The organism is Cobetia sp. 14N.309.X.WAT.E.A4 (assembly GCF_030397495.1).
Lineage (GTDB): Bacteria > Pseudomonadota > Gammaproteobacteria > Pseudomonadales > Halomonadaceae > Cobetia > Cobetia marina.
The window spans coordinates 18,260-38,551 of sequence record NZ_JAPNXT010000014.1; the positions used below are offsets into that span (position 1 = coordinate 18,260).

At 61.7% G+C, this 20,292-nt stretch carries 20 protein-coding genes; 6 read left to right on the plus strand and 14 right to left on the minus strand.

From position 1 onward, the window contains the following. Window positions 1-96: 96 nt before the first annotated feature. The 13 genes from OW493_RS15520 to urtA form a co-directional block, all read right to left on the minus strand. Window positions 97-681, minus strand: coding sequence for a HupE/UreJ family protein (locus OW493_RS15520; protein WP_289864840.1), 585 nt, complete (start codon window positions 679-681; stop codon window positions 97-99). 104 nt (window positions 682-785) lie between these two features. After that, window positions 786-1,424: an urease accessory protein UreG gene (gene ureG / locus OW493_RS15525; RefSeq protein WP_054556181.1), complete on the minus strand. Its 639-nt coding sequence runs from the start codon at window positions 1,422-1,424 to the stop codon at window positions 786-788. Between the two features lie 81 nt (window positions 1,425-1,505). Next, window positions 1,506-2,207, minus strand: a complete 702-nt coding sequence (locus tag OW493_RS15530; protein ID WP_084208280.1) for an urease accessory UreF family protein — start codon at window positions 2,205-2,207, stop codon at window positions 1,506-1,508. Continuing rightward, window positions 2,197-2,796, minus strand: coding sequence for an urease accessory protein UreE (locus OW493_RS15535; protein WP_289864841.1), 600 nt, complete (start codon window positions 2,794-2,796; stop codon window positions 2,197-2,199). The genes OW493_RS15530 and OW493_RS15535 overlap by 11 nt, the downstream gene beginning before the upstream one ends. An 87-nt stretch (window positions 2,797-2,883) precedes the next feature. Further along, entirely contained in the window at window positions 2,884-4,587 is a 1,704-nt protein-coding gene (gene ureC / locus OW493_RS15540) for an urease subunit alpha (protein WP_289864842.1), read from the minus strand. Between the two features lie 102 nt (window positions 4,588-4,689). Continuing rightward, the gene (locus OW493_RS15545) at window positions 4,690-5,019 is read right to left on the minus strand and encodes an urease subunit beta (protein WP_289864843.1); all 330 of its coding nucleotides are present in this window, start codon (window positions 5,017-5,019) and stop codon (window positions 4,690-4,692) included. A gap of 11 nt (window positions 5,020-5,030) precedes the next feature. Beyond that, window positions 5,031-5,333, minus strand: a complete 303-nt coding sequence (ureA, locus tag OW493_RS15550; RefSeq protein ID WP_024952521.1) for an urease subunit gamma — start codon at window positions 5,331-5,333, stop codon at window positions 5,031-5,033. Window positions 5,334-5,375: 42 nt separating this feature from the next. After that, a complete protein-coding gene (locus OW493_RS15555; protein WP_289864844.1) occupies window positions 5,376-6,272 on the minus strand; it encodes an urease accessory protein UreD in 897 nt (298 codons plus the stop codon). An 11-nt stretch (window positions 6,273-6,283) separates the two neighbouring features. Then, the gene (gene urtE / locus OW493_RS15560; protein ID WP_141392046.1) at window positions 6,284-7,036 is read right to left on the minus strand and encodes an urea ABC transporter ATP-binding subunit UrtE; all 753 of its coding nucleotides are present in this window, start codon (window positions 7,034-7,036) and stop codon (window positions 6,284-6,286) included. Window positions 7,037-7,128: 92 nt separating this feature from the next. After that, window positions 7,129-7,956 (minus strand): urea ABC transporter ATP-binding protein UrtD, encoded by an 828-nt coding sequence (urtD, locus tag OW493_RS15565; RefSeq protein ID WP_289864845.1) that lies wholly within the window; start codon window positions 7,954-7,956, stop codon window positions 7,129-7,131. Next, window positions 7,953-9,122 carry an urea ABC transporter permease subunit UrtC gene (urtC, locus tag OW493_RS15570; protein WP_289864846.1) on the minus strand — a complete coding sequence of 390 codons (1,170 nt, stop codon included), beginning with the start codon at window positions 9,120-9,122 and terminating at the stop codon, window positions 7,953-7,955. Before urtC ends, urtD begins: the two co-directional genes overlap by 4 nt. Before the next feature lie 3 nt (window positions 9,123-9,125). Further along, entirely contained in the window at window positions 9,126-10,733 is a 1,608-nt protein-coding gene (urtB, locus tag OW493_RS15575; protein WP_289864871.1) for an urea ABC transporter permease subunit UrtB, read from the minus strand. 180 nt (window positions 10,734-10,913) lie between these two features. Beyond that, window positions 10,914-12,188, minus strand: a complete 1,275-nt coding sequence (urtA, locus tag OW493_RS15580) for an urea ABC transporter substrate-binding protein (RefSeq protein ID WP_289864872.1) — start codon at window positions 12,186-12,188, stop codon at window positions 10,914-10,916. Window positions 12,189-12,672: 484 nt separating this feature from the next. On the opposite strand from urtA, the gene OW493_RS15585 reads away from it, so the two are divergent. From OW493_RS15585 to OW493_RS15610, 6 genes are all read left to right on the plus strand, one after another. Next, entirely contained in the window at window positions 12,673-14,094 is a 1,422-nt protein-coding gene (locus OW493_RS15585; RefSeq protein ID WP_289864847.1) for a PLP-dependent aminotransferase family protein, read from the plus strand. A 594-nt stretch (window positions 14,095-14,688) separates the two neighbouring features. Further along, a complete protein-coding gene (locus OW493_RS15590) occupies window positions 14,689-16,104 on the plus strand; it encodes a cytochrome ubiquinol oxidase subunit I (RefSeq protein ID WP_284727368.1) in 1,416 nt (471 codons plus the stop codon). 17 nt (window positions 16,105-16,121) lie between these two features. Continuing rightward, window positions 16,122-17,129 carry a cytochrome d ubiquinol oxidase subunit II gene (gene cydB, locus OW493_RS15595; protein ID WP_289864873.1) on the plus strand — a complete coding sequence of 336 codons (1,008 nt, stop codon included), beginning with the start codon at window positions 16,122-16,124 and terminating at the stop codon, window positions 17,127-17,129. Between the two features lie 11 nt (window positions 17,130-17,140). Next, the gene (locus tag OW493_RS15600) at window positions 17,141-17,353 is read left to right on the plus strand and encodes a DUF2474 domain-containing protein (protein WP_084208270.1); all 213 of its coding nucleotides are present in this window, start codon (window positions 17,141-17,143) and stop codon (window positions 17,351-17,353) included. A gap of 263 nt (window positions 17,354-17,616) precedes the next feature. Then, window positions 17,617-18,081 carry a methylenetetrahydrofolate reductase C-terminal domain-containing protein gene (locus OW493_RS15605; protein WP_289864848.1) on the plus strand — a complete coding sequence of 155 codons (465 nt, stop codon included), beginning with the start codon at window positions 17,617-17,619 and terminating at the stop codon, window positions 18,079-18,081. Further along, window positions 18,078-19,049 carry a methylenetetrahydrofolate reductase gene (locus tag OW493_RS15610; protein WP_289864849.1) on the plus strand — a complete coding sequence of 324 codons (972 nt, stop codon included), beginning with the start codon at window positions 18,078-18,080 and terminating at the stop codon, window positions 19,047-19,049. Before OW493_RS15605 ends, OW493_RS15610 begins: the two co-directional genes overlap by 4 nt. 171 nt (window positions 19,050-19,220) lie before the next feature. On the opposite strand, the gene OW493_RS15615 is transcribed toward OW493_RS15610, so the two are convergent. Beyond that, complete coding sequence (locus OW493_RS15615; RefSeq protein ID WP_289864850.1) at window positions 19,221-19,994, minus strand: hypothetical protein; 774 nt, start codon at window positions 19,992-19,994, stop codon at window positions 19,221-19,223. Window positions 19,995-20,292 lie beyond the last annotated feature (298 nt).

Below are 20,292 nucleotides of genomic sequence, written 5' to 3' on the forward strand. Positions count from 1 at the left end.
CCACCTCCTTGTCTCATCAGCATCAGAAAGAAAGAAAACGCCCCGCTGGCAAGCCAGCGGGGCGTTTCTCGTCGTGAGCAGAATGTCAGGTGACGATCAGACCGCCATCATCACGGCAGAGGCCATCACTGCCCCACCCACCAGACGAGACGCGATGGTTGGCACGCCCATCAGGCGCTGACCCACTGCACGGCCCAGCAACGCCAGAGCCAGTGTCGCGACCACGAAGCCCGCCATGTAACCCATGGCATTGCCAGCCGCCGGCATTTCCAGCGCATGGGCGAAGCCGTGGAAGGCCATGAAGCCGGCCACCATGACGGCACCAGCCAGAGTCGGCAGACGCAGCAGCAATGCCACCAGCGCACCGGACACCAGCACCGAGAGCAGGATGCCCTGCTCGGCGATCAGCGCATGCAGCGCCTGTCCACCGCTGAGAAGCGCAATACCGGCCCCCGCCAGCATGCCGAAGGCCATCAGCAGCGGTGTACCAACCCTCAAGGCCCGTGACTGGCGCACGCTCCAGATGCCGATGGCCAGCATGGCCAGCAGGTGATCCAGCCCGGTGAAGGGATGCGTCAGGCCGGCCATCAGTCCCTGGGCATCATGGCCGGGATGTGCGGAGGCCGAGGTCGCCACCAGTAACAGTGAGGTGGCCAGCAGTGCGGAGTGAGAACGCTTCATGTGTCATTCCTGAACAAGATGATGATGAATTCACCCGATATCCGTCATGTGTCGACTACCGGGAGACAATGGATCCCAAGCAAGCGGCAGAAAACGCTGCGCCGTCAGGCCTGTGCGGCCAACTTTTCCGGGCGGCGCTCCGGCAGCATGCCGCGATCCAGAATGAAGGCGATGATCTCTTCCAAGCCGACGCCGTCATACAGGTTGGCGAACACGAAGGGCCGCTCGCCACGCATCTTGCGCGAGTCGCGGTCCATCACCTCAAGCGAGGCATGCACCTGCTCGGCGATGTCGATCTTGTTGATGATCAGAAGGTCGGACTTGGTGATGCCCGGCCCGCCCTTGCGCGGAATCTTGTCGCCTGCCGAGACGTCGATCACATAGAGGGTGAGGTCGGAAAGTTCGGGGCTGAAGGTCGCGGACAGGTTGTCACCGCCGGATTCCACCAGCACCAGCTCCATGTTCGGGTGACGCGCCTGGAGGTCATCGATGGCCGCCAGATTCATCGAGGCGTCTTCGCGGATTGCGGTATGCGGGCAGCCGCCGGTCTCGACGCCGAGAATGCGGTCCGCCTCCAGTGCTTCATGACGCAGCAGGAAATCGGCATCTTCGCGGGTGTAGATGTCATTGGTGACCACCCCGATGTCGTAGTGATCGCGCAGGGCCAGACACAGCTGACGCAACAGCGCCGTCTTGCCGGAGCCCACCGGCCCACCCACTCCTACGCGTAGACAATGCTTCATGACAGCTTCCTTTCTCGTGAGATATCAGGCGTTCGTGTCGGTCGGTTCAGGCGCCGCTGCCTCAGGACAGGCGGCGTTCGCTCAACTCCTGAACAGACGGGAATATTGTGTTTCGTGCTGTGCGGAGGCGAGTGCCAGCCCCGGCAGTATCGGGCCAAGCGCTGCATCCGGGCGCTCAAGCGCCTGTGCGACGACTTCCACCACGCGGGGGCGCAGTTGCTCGGTCAGGCGCTGCGCGGCGGTGTGCCCAAGCGGCATGGCCTTGCAGGCCACCGCCAGCTGGTTTTCCAGCCAGGCCCAGGCGAAGCCGATCAAGGTCTGGCGCAGTGGCACCCCACGCTGGTGCGCCACCCAGGCGAACACCGTGACGTAGCCCGGTGTCTCGGGCATCAGCGCCGCTGGTGGTTCAAGCGCGAGGCTTCTGAGCAGGCGCAGCAACGCCGCCCCGAGACGCGCGTCCTCATCGCTGAGTTCGGCGGTTTCGCGTGTCGCCTTGAGCCAGCCATCCCACTCATTGAGCGCCGCCGCATCCTCCTCGGCCCATGCCTGCTGCAGGCGCACCAGCAACGGCAGTTCGCAACGGCCGAGCCCGTCTTCCAGCACGCCGTCGATCCACTCGCCAAGCTCCTGCTCCTGAGTGACCCACCCCAGTTCGAAGGCACTTTCCAGCCCCTGGGACCAGGCAAAGGCACCGATGGGCAAGGCCGGACTCACCAGCTGCAGGAGCCCCAGCAGTGCAAGGTCCTCCTGAGCCGGCAGGCTCGCCATGGCATCAGTGCTCATGCGTGTGCTCATGGGCGTGGCTGTGAGAATGATCGTGGCTGTTCTCATGCCCGTGCGAATGACCATGATCGTGAGAATGAGCCCCCTGTCCCGCCTGGGCATAGGCACCCGGCTCAGGATCAAAGGGCGCCTCGTGATGAGTGAGGGTCGCGCCAAGGCGCTCGGCCAGCGCTTCCAGCACGTGGTCCGGCGGGAAGCGCACCCAGCCGGTTTCGCCCTTGGCTTCAGCATCAGCGTCAGGCGTATGCATGCCGATCGCCAGCTGCACATGGCGATTGCCCAGGTGATAGCAGAGCGCCGCCATCGGACGCCCGGCGGCGATGTGGGCAGTCACTACCGGCTCATCCGCGGCGCGGATGCAGATCTCCTCGCCCTCGCGCGAGGCCAGCCGATCGCCGTCACGCAGCACCGGTCCACGATCCAGAAACAGGCCGACCTCGCGCCCGCCGTCCGTGGTGGCACGCAGCCGCCCGCGGATGCGCAGCTCCAGCGGCAGAGTCAAGGTATCCAGAGGCTCTGCCTCGGTGTGAGCGCTCGCTGGGTCGCCTGAGCCACTGGCGTCTGGCAGGCGATGTATCAGTTCCATCATGGCGTCAATCTCGAATAGGGAATCAGAACAAGCACTTGAAACAGGCCCTCAGAACAGGCACTTGAAACAGGCCCTCAGAACAGGTCTTCAGAACAGGTGATAGCGCTGGGCCAGCGGCAGCTCGGTGGCAGGCTCACAGGTGAGAAGCTCACCGTCGGCGAAGACTTCGTAGGTTTCGGGGTCGACCTTGAGCTCCGGGCAGGCATCGTTGAGCTTCATGTCACGCTTGCGTACCTGGCGTACGTCGCGACAGGCGGACAACGGGCTGTCGAGTCCGAGGGCCTCGCCGACCCCCGCCTTGAGTGCCGCCTGAGAGACGAAGGTCAGGCGCGTGGCGCTGGCTGCCTTGCCGAAGGCGCCGAACATCGGGCGGTAATGCACTGGCTGTGGCGTGGGAATCGAGGCATTCGGGTCGCCCATCGGCGCGGCGGCGATCATGCCGCCCTTGAGAATGCAGGCCGGTTTGACGCCGAAGAACGCCGGTGACCACAGCACCAGATCCGCCAGCTTGCCGACCTCGATGGAGCCGACCTCATGGGCGATACCGTGGGTAATGGCCGAGTTGATGGTGTACTTGGCGATATAGCGGCGGGCACGGAAGTTGTCGGTGCCACGCTCGGCATCCTCCGCCAGCAGGCCACGCTGCTCGCGCATCTTGTGCGCGGTCTGCCAGGTGCGGCAGATCACCTCGCCCACACGGCCCATCGCCTGGGAATCCGAGGACATCATCGAGATGACACCCAGATCATGCAGGATGTCCTCGGCGGCGATGGTCTCGCGGCGAATGCGCGAATCGGCGAAGGCCACATCCTCGGGGATGCTCGGGTCCAGGTGGTGGCAGACCATCAGCATGTCGAGATGCTCATCCACCGTGTTGACGGTGTAGGGACGCGTCGGGTTGGTGGAGGACGGCAGCACGTTGGGCCGCGAACAGGCAGTGATGATGTCCGGCGCATGGCCGCCACCGGCGCCTTCGGTGTGGAAGGTGTGGATGCAACGGTCCTTGAAGGCCGCCAGGGTATCCTCGACGAAGCCTGATTCATTCAGGGTGTCGGTATGGATCGCCACCTGCACATCGTAGGCATCGGCGACTGTCAGACAGTTGTCGATGGAGGCCGGCGAGGTGCCCCAGTCCTCATGCAGCTTGAGGCCGATCACGCCGGCCTCGATCTGCTGCTCCAGCCCCTCGGGCAGCGAGGCATTGCCCTTGCCGAGCAAGCCGATGTTCATCGGCAGGCTGTCCACCGCCTGCAGCATCTTGCCGATATGCCAGGGCCCCGGCGTACAGGTGGTGGCATTGGTGCCGGTGGCAGGCCCCGTCCCACCGCCGAGCATGGTGGTGATGCCGCTCATCAGCGCCTCTTCCACCTGCTGGGGGCAGATGAAGTGGATGTGCGGGTCGACACCGCCAGCGGTGAGGATCTTGCCCTCACCGGCGATGATCTCGGTGCCCGGGCCGATCACGATATCCACGTCAGGCTGGGTGTCGGGATTGCCGGCCTTGCCGATGGCCGCGATGCGCCCGGACTTGAGGCCGACATCCGCCTTGACGATGCCCCACCAGTCCAGAATCAGCGCATTGGTGATCACGGTATCCATCACGCTGTCATCGGCGCGCTGGCTCTGGCCCATGCCATCGCGGATCACCTTGCCACCGCCAAACTTCACTTCTTCCCCGTAATGGGTGAAATCCTTCTCCACCTCGATCCACAGCGCCGTATCGCCCAGACGCACGCGGTCGCCGGTGGTCGGGCCGTACATGTCGGCATAGGCCTGTCGCGTTATCTTCATGGGTTGCCTCTTGATCCCTGAGCCGCAGTCTCTGAATGAGCTCCGAGGTAAATGCCTGTCGGCACCATTGCCTGACGCCTTGACGGAAAGGTTGTCGCTCGCTCAGCGCTCGACACTGCCGTCATCCTTGAGCTGTCCCATCACCTCGCCACGGAAGCCATAGATATGGCGACTGCCGACGAAGGGAATCAGCGTGACGTCACGCGTCTGCCCGGGCTCGAAGCGAATCGCCGTTCCGGCGGCGATGTCCAGGCGCTGTCCGAGGGCGGCCTCGCGATCGAACACCAACGCCGGATTGGCCTCGGCAAAGTGATAGTGCGAGCCGATCTGGATCGGTCGGTCGCCGCGATTGCCGACCGAGAGCGTGGTGCGCAGGCGGTCCTCACATAGAGAGATATCGCCGTCCGCCACCTGATATTCACCGGGAATCATCATTGCTCACCTCACACGATGGGGTTGTGAACGGTCACCAGCTTGGTGCCATCCGGGAAGGTCGCCTCGACCTGCACCTCGGGAATCATCTCGGCGATGCCTTCCATCACGTCATCACGGGTCAGCACCTCTGCCCCGCGCCCCATCAGCTCAGCCACACTCAATCCTTCGCGTGCACCTTCCAGAATCTCGGCGCTGATCAACGCGATGGATTCCGGATAGTTGAGCTTGAGGCCCTTGGCCTTGCGGCGCTCGGCCAGCAGCGCTGCGGTAAACAGCAACAGCTTGTCCTTGTCTCTTGGCGTCAGTTCCATGTCGTGGCTCTTGTGGTTGTCATTGCGTGGGGGCTCTCGAGGTCAGGTCAGCCAGATGCGTGGCACCTGTGCCTCACGCCCCGTCATCAGTGGGCGCAGGATCTGCCATGCCTGCTGGCACAGTGCCCAGGCCTCGTTGCGTTCATGGCCGAGATAGCGCAGCAGCAGCACGCCCTCGCGGCGCGTCACCGCCCATCGCGGAGAGGCAGGCATCGCCTCGCGCAGGGCCTCGATGGCCGCCGCCTCATCTGCAAGCCCGACCGCCCACAGCGTGGCCTGGACACTACAGCTGCCCTGCCCCCAGCGCCCCGTGAAGCGCGGATGCAGCGGGTCCAGCGACTGGCGCTCGATCCACACTGGCTTACCGTCACGCGTCAGGCGGAAGCGTTGTTCCAGATGGCCGCTGACAAAGGGCAGCTCACCGACGGGCCGGCCGAGTGCCAGCACTTCCCAGCCCAGACATCGGGCATTGCCCTCAAGCTCGAGAGTGGTGGTCTGCTCGCCGCGCGAGCCATTGAAGGCCAGCGTCTCCTGAGGCAGCCATTCCAGGGTGGCGCCGTCGGCGACCTTGAGGTGCGTATGCTGGCCCCAGGCCACGCCATTGCGATCCGCCTTGTAGAGCTTGGCCGCCGCCGGCGTGGTCAACAGCACCTGCGCGCCTTCCTCGATCTCTGCCGTGATATGCAGCGCATCACCACTGACCAGCCCGCCGGGAGGGTGCAGCAGATAGACATGGCAGCAGCCGTGGCGGCCTTCCGGATAGAACGGCCGCTGCACGCGCAGCGGGCCGTGATGACGACGACGCGTCAGTCGTGTGATGGGGCCTGCGCCATCGCGGGTGTCGGTCTCGAAGCGCAGCGCCAGCGAGGCCTGCCACTGACGCTGATCATCGAAGCGATGGCCGGACGCGACATCCGTCGCGCCGTCTGCGGAAATCATGCGCTGGATGGTCATACGGTCAGGTGCTGCTTGATCAGTTCATCGGACAGCGCCGCGATCTCGCCTTCGGCCACCCGCCGGCCGCGATCCATGATCACGAAGCGATCGGCGTACTTGCGCGCGAAGGGCAGCTTCTGCTCGACCAGCAGCACCGTCAGGCCGTCTTCCTTGATCAGGCGGCGAATGACCTCGCCTATCTGGGCGACGATATTGGGCTGGATGCCTTCGCCGGGCTCATCGAGGATCAGCAGGCGCGGTTCGATCACCAGCGCGCGGCCGATGGCGAGCTGTTGCTGCTGCCCGCCGGACAGGTCACCCCCACGCCGGTGACGCATCTCCTTGAGCACGGGAAACAGCTCATAGATGCGCTCGGGAATCTGGCGCAGTCCATCACGGCGCACGGCGAGCCCGGTGCGCAGGTTCTCTTCCACCGTCATCATCGGGAAGATCTGACGTCCCTGGGGGACATAGCCGACGCCCAGGCGGGCACGCTCCTCGAGCTTGCGGCGTGTCAGATCAAGCGGCTCGTGGCCACTGGCATCGCCACTGCTGTTCTCACCACTACCGCCCTCGCCCTCGGCGCGGTACAGGAGCTTGCCGTCACGAACGCTCTCCTCACCCATGATGCATTTCATCAAGGTGGTCTTGCCGACGCCGTTGCGGCCCATCACGCAGGTGCATTGGCCGGCGGGAATCTCCAGCGTGAGATCCCACAGCGTATGACTCTCGCCGTAGAACTGATTGAGCGACTCGATGCTCAGCAGCGTCGCCACGTCATTGGTCGCCACGTCATTCGTCGCCGGGTCATGGGTCGGCGATGCGTGGGGCATCGGGGTATCGGGTATCTGCGCTTGCGTCATCCGTCACTCTCTCCCAGGTAGACCTCAACGACCTTGGGGTCGCTCGATACCGCATCCATGCTGCCTTCCGCCAGTACCGCGCCCTGATGCAGCACCGTGACCTTGCGCGCGATGGAGCGCACGAAGCCCATGTCATGCTCGACCACCACCACCGACTGGCGTCCCGCCAGGCTGGTCAGCAGCTCCGCGGTGCGCTCCATCTCCTGCTCGGTCATACCGGCCACTGGCTCATCGACCAGCAGCAGACGTGGTTTCTGCATCAACAGCATGCCGATCTCCAGCCACTGCTTCTGGCCGTGGGACAGGATGCCCGCCTCGCGCGCATGCCATTCCTTGAGATGAATCGTCTGCAGCACTTCCTCGATCCGATCCCGAGTCTCGCCGGTCATGCGCGCGGTCAGGGTCGGGAAGATGCGCTTGTCGGTGGCCATCGCGAGTTCGAGATTCTCGAACACGCTGAGCGCCTCAAAGACGGTGGGCTTCTGGAACTTGCGGCCGATGCCCAGGATGGCGATCTCGGGCTCACTCATGTGCAGCAGATCGTGGCGGCTGCCGAACCACACCGAGCCACTGTCGGGGCGCGTCTTGCCGGTGATGATGTCCATCATCGTGGTCTTGCCGGCGCCGTTGGGGCCGATGATGCAGCGCAGCTCACCATCGTCGATGGTCAGGTTGAGGTCGTTGATCGCCTTGAAGCCATCGAAGCTGACACTGACATCCTCCAGATAGAGGATCGGCCCGTGGGTCACATCCACCGGCGAGACACGTGGGGTCAGGAAGTCGAACACGCGATCCCGCGTCGCCATCTCTTTCAACAGGCTCATGCCGTGGCCTCCTGCTCGGTGGGACGAGTCGCGCTCGCCGGATCAATCTTCGCCTTGGACGACGAGCGCCTGCCCCAGCCACGCTGGGCGAACAGGCCGGCGATGCCCTTGGGCAACAGCACGGTGACCAGCACGAACAGACCGCCGAGAGCGAACAGCCAGGCGTCCGGCATGATGCCGGTGAACACCGTCTTGGCGTAATTGACGATCAGCGCGCCCAGCACGGCGCCGTAGAGCGTCGCGCGGCCACCGAGCGCCACCCACACCACCACCTCGATGGAGAACAGCGGCGAGAACTCGCCGGGATTGATGATGCCGACCTGCGGCACATACAGCGCTCCCGCCACTCCGGCCAGCATCGCCGAGACCACGAAGATGAACAGCTGGACACGTTCGACGCGATAGCCCAGAAAGCGCGTGCGTGCCTCGGCGTCGCGACAGGCGATGCTCACGCGCCCGAGCTTGGAGCCGACGATGCCGCGACACAGCAGATAACCGAGTCCCAGCGCCACACCGCTGGCGATGAACAGCGCGATGCGCATGGCATCCGTGCGCAGATCGAAGCCGAGAATGTCCTTGAAGTCGGTCAGGCCGTTGTTGCCGCCAAAGCCCATCTCATTGCGGAAGAACGCCAGCATCAAGGCGAAGGTCAGCGCCTGGGTGATGATGGAGAGATAGACACCGGTGACGCGGGAGCGGAAGGCCAGGAATCCGAACACCAGCGCCAGCAGCCCCGGTGCCAGCAGCACCATCAGGAAGGCGAAGGCCGGCATGTCAAAGCCCTGCCAGAACCACGGCAGCTCCTGCCAGTTGAGGAAGACCATGAAATCCGGCAGCTCCGGATTGCCATAGACGCCGCGGTCGCCCACCTGGCGCATCAGGTACATGCCCATGGCGTAACCACCCAGCGCGAAGAAGGCCCCGTGGCCCAGGCTGAGGATGCCCAGGTAGCCCCAGACGAGATCCACCGCCACCGCCAGCAGCGCATAGCACAGGTACTTGCCCAGCAAGGTGACGGTGAAGGTGCTGACATGCAGCGGATTACTCTCGGGCAGCAGCACATGCAGCAGCGTGACCGCGAGTACCGACAGTGTCAGGACTGCGAGGAATATCTGGGTGGAGCGCTCCGTGAAGGGGCGCGCCAGCCAGGAACGTGAATCAGGCATGGATCAACCCTCCGCGGCGCGGCCCTTCTGCGGGAAGAGTCCCCGCGGGCGCTTTTGAATGAACAGGATGATGAACACCAGCACCACGATCTTGGCGAGGACCGCGCCCGCCCAGGGCTCGAGGAACTGATTGAGCAGCCCCAGCGACATGCCGGCCACCAGCGTGCCCCACAGATTGCCGACCCCACCGAACACCACCACCATGAAGGAATCGATGATGTAGTTCTGGCCCAGGTTCGGCCCGACGTTGGTGATCTGTGAGAGCGCGACACCGGCCAGGCCGGCAACGCCGGAGCCGAGTGCGAAGGTCATGATGTCGACACGCGTCGCCTTGATGCCCATCGAGCGTGCCATGGCGCGATTCTGGGTCACCGCCCGCACCTCGAGTCCGAGACGGGTGCGGCGCATGATCAGCATCAGGCCGGCGAACACGAACAGCGCGAAGCCGATGATGTAGAGGCGATTGAGCGTCAATGACAGCGCCTCGTTGATCATCAACGAGCCACTCATCCACTCCGGCGTGACCACGATGCGATTCAGGGGCGAGATGGTGGTGCGCACCAGTTGCTGCAGAATCAGGCTGATGCCGAAGGTGGCCAGCAGCGTCTCCAGCGGACGCCCCTTGAGGTGCTGGATGACGCTGCGCTCGATGATGACGCCCACCGCCGCCGCGACCAGAAAACCCGCCGGAATCGACAGCAGCAGTGCCAGTCCCGGCTGCCCGGGAAGCAGCTGCTGCATGCCCCAGGTGGTGTAGGCGCCCAGCATGATCAGTTCGCCATGCGCCATGTTGATCACGCCCATGACACCGAAGGTGATGGCAAGCCCGATGGCAGCCAGCACCAGTACCGAGCCCAGCGAGAGGCCGAAGTAGAGCGTCTCGAGCCCGCTGTTGAGCTTGAGCTTCTGCTCGATACCGGCCAGTGCTACCCGGGCGGCTTTGGCCAGCTGCGGGTCATCACTGGCCGCAGCACCATTGATGGCGGCAATCGCCGCGGCGTTCAGGCTGCCGGATAGCGTCTCCAGCGCCGCAGGGTCGCCATCGGCTTCCAGCTGCTGGATGGCGAGCGCCTCCGCCAGGGTGGCGCGGATATCAGCATCGGCTTCCTGCTCGATCAGGCTCGGCAGCCGCTCGGCCATGGCCTCATCGACACTGCCGCGCAGGCCGCGCGCCGCCGTGAGCCGGACCTCGGCCTCCGGGGACGACAGGTCGATCATCGACAACACACCATCGATATGGCCACGCAGCGAGTTGTTGCTGCGCAGTGTCTCGAGTTCACGCCGCGAGACCTTGCCGGCGGAGTCGCCGGACAGGGCGTCGGAGACGGCCCATTCGCGGCCGCGATTGTTGTCGATGATCAGGAAACGCTCGCCGCTCTTTAGGCGAGCCAGCTTGCTTGAGGAGAAGGCTTCCAGCCAGCCACGCGCGCGCTCATCGCCGCTCACGGCGATCTCATCGATCACGGTGGGCTTGGCGGGATTGCGCGCCTCGGCAAGTCGGGTCAGCAAGGTCTGGGCAGCGCTGTCAGACAGACGCGCTGACTGCCCAGTCGCGGATTCGGACTGGGCAGCGGCAAACAGGGGGAAGGACAGAAGACAGATCAGCAGCATCCTCTGCCAGCACCAGCGGAACATCGTTGCAACGGAGATAGACATCAAGAAGGCCATCCATGGTGAACGCGCGAAGGCGTCATCAGTCTCCGAGGGCATCGCGACCTCGGAGACTGACACTCAGCGAGGCGGCACGCAGGCTCACATGCGCGCCGCCTCACTCTCAGAACGTGCTACGCCTCATTGCGTGGCGACGTTCTGTTGAGCCCCACAGGAATGGGTCACGACATTGTAGTTGCCGCATTCCATCGGTTTGCGCCAGTCACTGATCAGGTCCTTGGAACCTTCCAGATAGTCCGACCAGGCATCACCTGCCACGGTGGAGGGGGTCTGCCAGACGACGGAGAACTGACCGTTGTCCTGGATCTCGCCGATCAGCACCGGTTTGGTGATGTGATGGTTGGGCATCATGGTGGCGTAGCCGCCGGTCAGGTTGGGAACGGACACGCCGATGATGGCGTCCTTGACCGCATCGACCTCGACACTGCCCGCCTTGCGAGCGGCTTCCATCCACATGTTGAAGCCGATGTAGTGGGCTTCCATCGGATCATTGGTGACCGCATCTTCCTTGCCGGTGTAGGCGATCCACTCATCGATGAAGTCGTAGTTGGTGTCGCTGTCCACACTCATGAAGTAGTTCCAGGCCGCGAGATGCCCGACCAGCGGTGCGGTATCGATGCCCGAGAGCTCCTGCTCGCCCACCGAGAAGGCCACCACCGGAATGTCCTCGGCATCGATGCCCTGGTTGGCCAGCTCACGATAGAACGGCACATTGGCATCGCCGTTGATAGTGGAGACCACGGCGGTCTTTTTGCCAGCACTGCCGAAGGACTTGATGTCCGAGACGATGGACTGCCAGTTGGAGTGACCGAAAGGCGTGTAATTGACCATCACATCCTCGTCCGCCACGCCCTTCGACTTGAGGTAGGCGGCCAGAATCTTGTTGGTGGTACGCGGATAGACATAATCCGTGCCCGCCAATACCCAGCGCTCGACACCCACATCATTCATCAAGTAATCCACTGCCGGAATCGCCTGCTGATTGGGCGCCGCCCCGGTATAGAAGACATTCTCCGAGGACTCCTCGCCCTCATACTGCACCGGATAGAACAACAGGCCGTTGAGCTCTTCGACCACCGGCAGCACCGACTTGCGCGAGACGGACGTCCAGTTGCCGAAGATGACATCGACCTTGTCCTGCGCCAGCAGTTCACGCGCCTTCTCGGCAAACAGCGGCCAGTTGGAGGCCGGGTCGACCACGACGGGCTCCAGCTTGCGTCCCAGCAGCCCGCCCTTCTCGTTCTGCTTCTCGATCAGCATCAACATGGTGTCTTTCAGAGTCGATTCACTGATCGCCATGGTGCCGGACAGTGAATGCAGGATGCCGACCTTGATCGGCCCCTCTTCCGCCTGGGCGACATTGGCCAGCGAGAAACCGACACAGGCGGACAGCATTGCGGCAGCAATTTTCTTGTTCACGACATTCCCTCGTATCTTGTTGTACTTGTTATCCCGACTGAGGTAGTGCAATTGATGTGCCAGCAAAGCAGGCAATCACACGAAACATCGGTGCCGTGCGTTGCCATCGTTCAGTCAAAAGGAAATCTCGATATCGTTTTGAATATAAGCCGCACCAAATATGCTCAATCAAAAATATGCCAGCCAGCTTTTTGCACCAAACAGGTGAATTTATGAATATCGTGCACAAAACTCATCCCGGCATGGCGCAATGAGGAGATTATCAGTCAAAAGCATGGCCTTGACTGGTGCAGCGGGCGAAAGTCGAGCAGGACACGTCAGCATCAGCAGCACGCTGATGATGCATTGCCCTCCCCGACTCTTTTGGCATGGACAATAATCCATCCCGGCCACCGCGCCATGCGCCGGCGTAATCACTCCGGTATCCTTGCCCTTCCACAGCCCACCAGGACAGCTTCCCATGAAGCGTTATGAACGCTTTGCCGCCGAGATCTCCAACCTGATTCGTACCGGAATTCTCGCGCCGGGTGAGCGCGTGCCCTCAGTGCGCCAAGCCAGCAAGGCACATGGCATCAGCCCCTCTACCGTCTTTCAGGCGTATTACCTGCTGGAGAATCAGGGACTGATCAGTGCGCGGCCGCGCTCGGGATATTTCGTACGCGACAATGCCTCGCGGATACTCGATGAACCACATGTCGCCCTGCAGCAGGAAGCCCCTTCTGAGGTCGCCGTCAGTGAGCTGGTGTTCTCGATACTGGGTTCACTGCGCGACAACGATACCGTCCCCTTCGGATCTGCCTTCCCGAGCCCAGAGCTCTTCCCCCTCTCGCGGCTTGCAACCAGCATGACGCGCGGGCTGCGCCAGCTATCGTCGCATGCCGTGATCTCCGACATGACGACCGGCCATCCTGACCTGTGCCGGCAGATCGCTCAGCGCTACATGGTCAACGGCATGCAGCTGCCGACGGAGGAGCTGGTGATCACCAATGGCGCCATGGAGGCGCTCAACCTCGGCCTGCAATGTGTCACCCAGCCCGGAGACCTTGTCGCCATCGAAGCGCCGGCCTTCTATGCCACGCTTCAGGTGCTTGAGCGGCTCAAGCTACGCGCAGTGGAAATTCCGGTGCACCCGCGTGACGGGATTGATCTCGAGGTGCTAGAGAATCGTCTGGAGTCGCTGCCCATCAAGGCTTGCTGGTTCATGAGCCACCTGCAGAATCCGCTGGGTGCCAGCCTGAGCGATTCGCGCAAGGCCAAACTGTATGCGCTGCTCTGCCGTCATCAGCTTCCGATGCTGGAGGATGATGTCTATGCGGAACTGTATTTCGATCAACGTGCCGAGGTGTCGCCCCCACAGCCCGTCAAGGCGCTGGATGTCGAGGGTCTGGTGATGCACTGCGGGTCATTCTCCAAGTGCCTGGCGCCGGGCTATCGGGTGGGCTGGATATCCGCGGGGCGTCATACCCGGGAGATTTCTCGCCTCAAGCTGATGACGACCATCTCGCCATCGCTGCCTGCCCAGGTAGCCCTTGCCGACTACCTCCAGCATGGGGGCTACGACCGCCACCTGCGCAAGCTACGCCTGGCGCTCGAGACCCAGCAGACGGCCATGCTGTCAGCCATTGATCGCTACTTCCCCGCAGACACCCGCGTGACCCATCCCCACGGGGGCTACTTCCTGTGGTGCGAGCTTCCCGAGCACATCGACTCGCTGGCCCTTTTTCAGCAGGCGCTGGCCCACGGCATCAGTCTGGCGCCGGGCCCCATCTTCTCGGCCACCCAGGGCTTCAAGCATTGCATTCGCTTGAGCTACGGCCACCCGTGGGACGCGGCGTCAGAGCGCGCCATGCAGACATTGGGTGAATTGCTCAAGGCAGCCTGAAACGCGGACCGCTTAGACGATATGCGAGATGCGAGGTGCGAGGTGCGAGGTGCGAGGCGCGAGATGTAAGGAATGCCTTGAGTATGTGCGCGCACGAGTGCGCGCAAATGCCGCAGCCCTTGTGGCCGCCTTGCCACACAGTCTTCACTCGTCATCCGCGGGGGCGAAAACAGCCTTTTGCGGCGCATATCACTCGCGCGACAGCCGCTTGCCACGCCTGGATGTCGCAGCTTGTTGCGCATCTTGATTGCATGCCCTGATGCCGCACGCGTGCCCCTTAAGGAAGCGCCAGAGCCCGCCATGGCGGGGCCTGCCGCCAAGGGCGATACGACAAGCACCTGATCCCATCATGGTGCTGGCATCAATCAGAGTGCGCCCTCCTGACCGGCACGCCTTGCTGGCTTCTCGCCGTACCACCTGGCTGGCCGACTGACTAGCTCACGGGCATTTAACGACCTACCAAGATTCAGCTTGCAACTGATATGGTTTTTTCTCGCACAACTGAGCCTGTTATGGCTTCGGGCGGCTCCCTAGAGTAGCGGCGAAGATTCAGGCAGGGCCGTCCCCCTTGCCGCCTACTCAGGAGACATTGCCATGTTCGGCACCGAGGCCATCGACCTGGCCAGGATACAGTTCGCCTTCACCATCTCGTTTCACATCATCTTCCCGGCCATCACCATTGGTCTCGCCAGCTATCTGGCGGTGCTGGAAGGCATGTGGTTGAAGACAGGCACACAGGTCTACCGCAACCTCTATCATTTCTGGTCGAAGATATTCGCGGTCAACTTCGCGATGGGCGTGGTGTCAGGACTGGTCATGGCCTACCAGTTCGGCACGCATTGGAGCGGTTTCTCGGCCTTTGCCGGCAGCGTGACCGGGCCGCTGCTGACCTATGAAGTGCTGACCGCCTTCTTCCTCGAAGCCGGCTTCCTCGGCGTGATGCTATTTGGCTGGAATCGCGTCGGCCGCGGCCTGCACTTCTTCTCGACCTGCATGGTCGCGCTCGGCACCCTGGTCTCGATGTTCTGGATCCTGTCCTCCAACAGCTGGATGCAGACCCCTCAGGGACACGAGGTCATCGATGGCATCGTCGTGCCGGTCGACTGGTTCGCGATCGTCTTCAACCCCTCCTTCCCCTATCGCCTGGCCCATATGGCACTGGCCTCCTTCCTGAGCACTTCGCTGTTCGTCGCTGCCTCCGCCGCCTGGCTGCTGCTCAAGAAACGCGACACCCCGGAAGTGCGCAAGATGCTGGTCATGGCGGTGCTGATGTTGATGGTGACCGCCCCGCTGCAGGCTTTCGTCGGCGACATGCATGGCCTGAATACGCTCAAGCACCAGCCGGCCAAGATCGCGGCCATCGAAGGGCATTGGGACAACAGCCATGGGGAACCGACGCCGTTGATCCTGTTCGGTGTGCCCGACATGCAGCGCGAAGAGACGCGCTTCGCGCTCGAGATTCCGGCCCTCGGCAGCCTGCTGTTGATGCACGACATCGACAAGCAGGTACCGGCGCTCAAGGACTTCCCCGCCGCGGACCGCCCCAATTCGACCGTCGTGTTCTGGAGCTTCCGCCTGATGGTCGGCCTGGGCCTTGCGATGATTCTGCTCGGCCTCTCGGGTGTCTATCTGGCCCGCAAGGGCAGGCTCTTCACCTCGCGGCGCTGGCTGAGGCTGGCCGTCGCCATGGGGCCGGCTGGGCTGATCGCGATACTCGCGGGCTGGTTCACCACCGAGGTCGGCCGCCAGCCGTGGGTGATCTACGGCTTGATGAGAACGGAAGATGCCGTCTCTGCCCACAGCGCCGTTCACCTCAGCATCAGCCTGACAGCCTTTGTCACGGTCTACTTCATCGTCTTCGGCACGGGGATCAACTACCTCTTCAAGCTGATCAAGAAAGGGCCGGCGGGTGATGACAGCCACGCCCCCAGCGGCGGCCCCGGCAAGCCACGCACACCTTCCCGCCCACTGTCGGCCATCGAGGAATCTCTCGATGGCACCACTCACTGACCGGAGCGATGAACACTATGGGTATCGACCTTTCTGTCATCTGGGTGGGCATCATCCTGTTCGGCCTGATGATGTACGTGATCATGGACGGCTTTGATCTGGGCATCGGCATCCTCTTCCCGTGGGTGGAGGAAAAGGTGGACCGCGATGTGATGATGAATACCGTGGCCCCCGTGTGGGATGGCAACGAGACATGGCTGGTACTGGGCGGCGCGGGGCTATTTGCGGCCTTCCCGCTGGCCTACGCCGTCTTGCTGGAAGCTCTGAGCATTCCCCTTGTCGCCATGTTGATCGGCCTCATCTTCCGCGGTGTCGCCTTCGAATTTCGCTTCAAGGCCTCGGACGCGAGTCGCCATTGGTGGGACAAGGCCTTCGTGGGCGGCTCGGTGCTGGCCACCTTCAGTCAAGGCGTCGCACTGGGAGGCTACATCCAGGGCATCGCCTTCGATGGAGTGCACTTCAGCGGCGGTTCGCTGGACTGGCTGTCACCCTTCCCGCTGTTCTGCGGTGTGGCGCTGCTGTTCACCTATGCATTGCTCGGCAGCACCTGGCTGATCATGAAGACCGAAGGCATTCTCCAGGCGCGCATGTTTGCCCTGACGCGCCCGCTGACGCTGTGGGTGTTGATCATGATCGCGGCCGTCAGTCTGTGGACTCCGCTGGCACACCCCGCCATCGCCGAGCGCTGGTTCACGCTGCCGCAGCTGTTCTGGTTCCTGCCGGTGCCAGTGCTGGTAGTGCTGGCAGGTTATGCGCTGATCCGCGCCGTCGCCCTTGAATATCATGCCCAACCCTTCCTGCTGGTGCTGGCATTGATCTTCCTGGGCTACAGCGGTTTCGGCATCAGCATGTGGCCTGACATCATTCCCGGTCATGTGACGATCTGGGAAGCGGCCTCTCCGCCACAGAGCCAGGGCTTTGCCCTCGTCGGTACGCTCTTCATCCTGCCGATCATCCTGGTGTACACGGCGTGGAGCTACTTCGTGTTCAAGGGCAAGGTCCGTCACACCGATGGCTACCATTGAGAGGTACTGACATGACATCCCCGACACGCGAGTCACATTCAGTGCCACTGCACGCCCCCACAGCCAGGCCCAGCATCGAGCCATCCGGGACGCCTGCGCGCCCGGCCAGCTGGCTCAGCAAAGTCGGCTGGCTGGTGGTCATCTGGGGAGGCAGCGTCAGCGCGCTGGGCCTCGTCTCTCTAACACTGCGACGCTTCATGCAGGCCGCGGGCCTTACGCCCTGAGATTAGATAAAAAAGATATGACGTAGACACAAAAGACGCCGGAGCAGCGAATGCTCCGGCGTCTTTCTGGGTTTCAGGGGCTTTCAGGGCTACGGAGGCTTTTTGGCTTCAGCCAAGCAACGATGCCTCTCCCGCTTATTGTGCGCCTTTCGATAGTGACGCTGTCGCCCACGGGATGTCGGCCCGGGTGGCGGCCATGCGAAGATAGCGCTCCAGAACGCCCATGGCGTTACCCCCGCCAGTGTGTTTGACAGGAGACATCCTTGTATTCGATTCGTCTGTGGGCCGCACGTCACGCGCGGCTGCTGGAGCTCACCTATCGGGCCATCGAGCCGGTGATCATCAAATTGCATCCGCTATGGAAATCCGTGGGCTACGCACGTGCAGAGAAGCCCGTTGCCAGGCTGGAACAAGCCTGCAAGGGCTTGCTATTTGATTGTCAGATGTGTGGCCAATGCATTCTGAGTTCGACCGGCATGTCCTGCTCCATGAACTGCCCCAAGAATCTGCGCAACGGTCCCTGCGGCGGTGTCATGCAGAATGGTAACTGTGAAGTCGAACCGGACAAGCGCTGCGTCTGGGTGGAAGCCTGGGAAGGCAGCCAGCAAATGAAGGACAGCGACGCGATCCAGATCGTGCAGTTGCCGGTGGACCACCGCTTGCAGGGCACTTCATCCTGGCTGCGCGTGGCTCGGCAAGCCGCTGAGCGTCGAGAGAGCCTGAAATGACCTCCAGACTCACTATCCCGGACAACACCCAGGCGCCACCTGCCGAGCGAGATGGCAACGTCGGTCACCTGGAGCGAGTGCTCAGAAGCGGTCAGTTTGCCGTTACCGCCGAGCTGGCGCCTCCCGACTCAGCCGACCCACGGGACGTCCATGCACGCGCGCAGCTGTTTGCCGGCCATGTCGATGCCATGAACGCCACCGATGGCTCGGGCGCCAACTGCCACATGTCGAGCGTGGCGATGTGTGCCCTGTTGGCCCGCGAAGGCCATGAAACGGTGATGCAGATCTCGTGTCGTGACAGAAACCGCATCGCCATCCAGGGCGATGTGCTGGGGGCCTCGGCGCTGGGCATCCGCAACCTGCTGTGTCTGACCGGCGATGGTGTGCAGGTCGGGGATCACCCCGAGGCCAAGCCGGTGTTCGACCTCGATTCCCTGTCGCTGCTGGAAATCGTCGCCGGACTGCGTAACAAGCACGCCTTCGCCAGCGGCCGGTCACTGACCTCTGCGCCCCAGGTATTTCTGGGCGCCGCCGCCAACCCCTTCGCCCCGCCCTTCGCGTTTCGCCCTCATCGTCTGGCCAAGAAGATCGCCGCCGGGGCTCAGTTCATCCAGACACAGTACTGCTTCGACCTCCCACGCTTTCAGGACTTCATGCATCACGCTCGTGATCTGGGCCTGGTGGAAAAATGCTTCATCCTGCCCGGCGTCGGCCCGCTGGCCTCGGCACGTACCGCCGAATGGATGCGCCGCCATGTCCCCGGCGTGCATATCCCGGACGAGGTGATCGAACGCCTCAAGGGTGCCAAGAATCAAAAGGCGGAAGGCCGTGACATCTGCATCGAGATGATCCAGCAGTTGCGTGAGATCGAGGGTGTGAGTGGCGTGCATATCATGGCGCATCGTCAGGAAGCGTCTGTGCCGGAGATCATTCAGCGCGCAGGCATTCTGGGGGAACGAATGCCATGAACACCCGAACCTCATCCAATCCCTTCTCCGCAAACCTGCTGACATATGACTGATAGCGTCAGACTCCAGGAAGCTACGGGATGGATATTTGCTCGGCTATCTACGCACCACGTCCAATCCCTAAAGATGTTGCGCACAGGGTCTGGAATGGCCACGGTCTTCAATAACGTCTCATCTATTCTTGACCCAGGAAAAACGTCTTGAATCAACCTGAAGAAGATACTTGCGAATATCCTGACGGTCCTTATGGTTGGCGCGATTGAAGATGATTCTTAGCTCACTATCAATAGCCTCCTCACTCGCACCACGTTCAATCGCTTTTTCGTACCACTCATGACCGAGACTGACCTGTCCAGCTTCCATATAAATTGCACCCAACAATGTGCATGGTCTGAAGTCTTTACTCATGAGCCCGTGAGCGATCATTGCTAGATCAATAGCCTCGTCTCGGTGTCCGAGGTCACGTTGTACACCACAAAATGTTGTATGAAATGCGGTTTTCATTTTTCTTGATGCCATATTTACAATATCAATAGCCTTGAGAATTTCAGCAGCTCTGAGAGATTTTCCGCATTTTCGATAGTGGCTACTGGCATTAATCGCCATCCATACATCTTGACTACGATTGAAATGTTCCTCGTAAAACTTGGCCTCTGCATGATGATAGGCTGACCTCAACTCTTTGCTGAAATAATCCCGGCCATGTGTAGAAAGCCACAGCAAATCATTTTCGAAAAGACGATTGTCTTCATCAATTCGACGCAATATATCCATCAAACGATGAAAGTCGATTTTCTCAATGTAACAGTCGATAGCATACTTATTTCTCAGAAATCGATTTTTCATCCTGGCTTTATATTGAGGTGTCTTTTCTAGCGTCTTTCGTTTCTCCAAGGATTTTTGTTGTGCTATTCGGACACTCTCTTGTCTTGCTTCCTCTATCAACCGTGCTTCTTCTTCCTTTGCGATCCTGTCTAGCTTAGCTTTCCATATTCTGAGAATCTGCTCTTCTTCTGCTTCTTGATGAAACTGATCAAAAGGGATGTCTTACATGATAAATTTCTTTAGGGCCAGCAGACCCTGACTATCCAAGTATCGTAATGATAGCTGAGATATGGGTTCTCCCTGCTGAAGCCGCTCCAAGATACCAGTAATTCTGGTGGCGGGTAATTTTGTACCCGGCAAGTCATCAACATGATATTTCCGAGAAACAACTTCCCTATCGTTTGATATCCCATGTTCT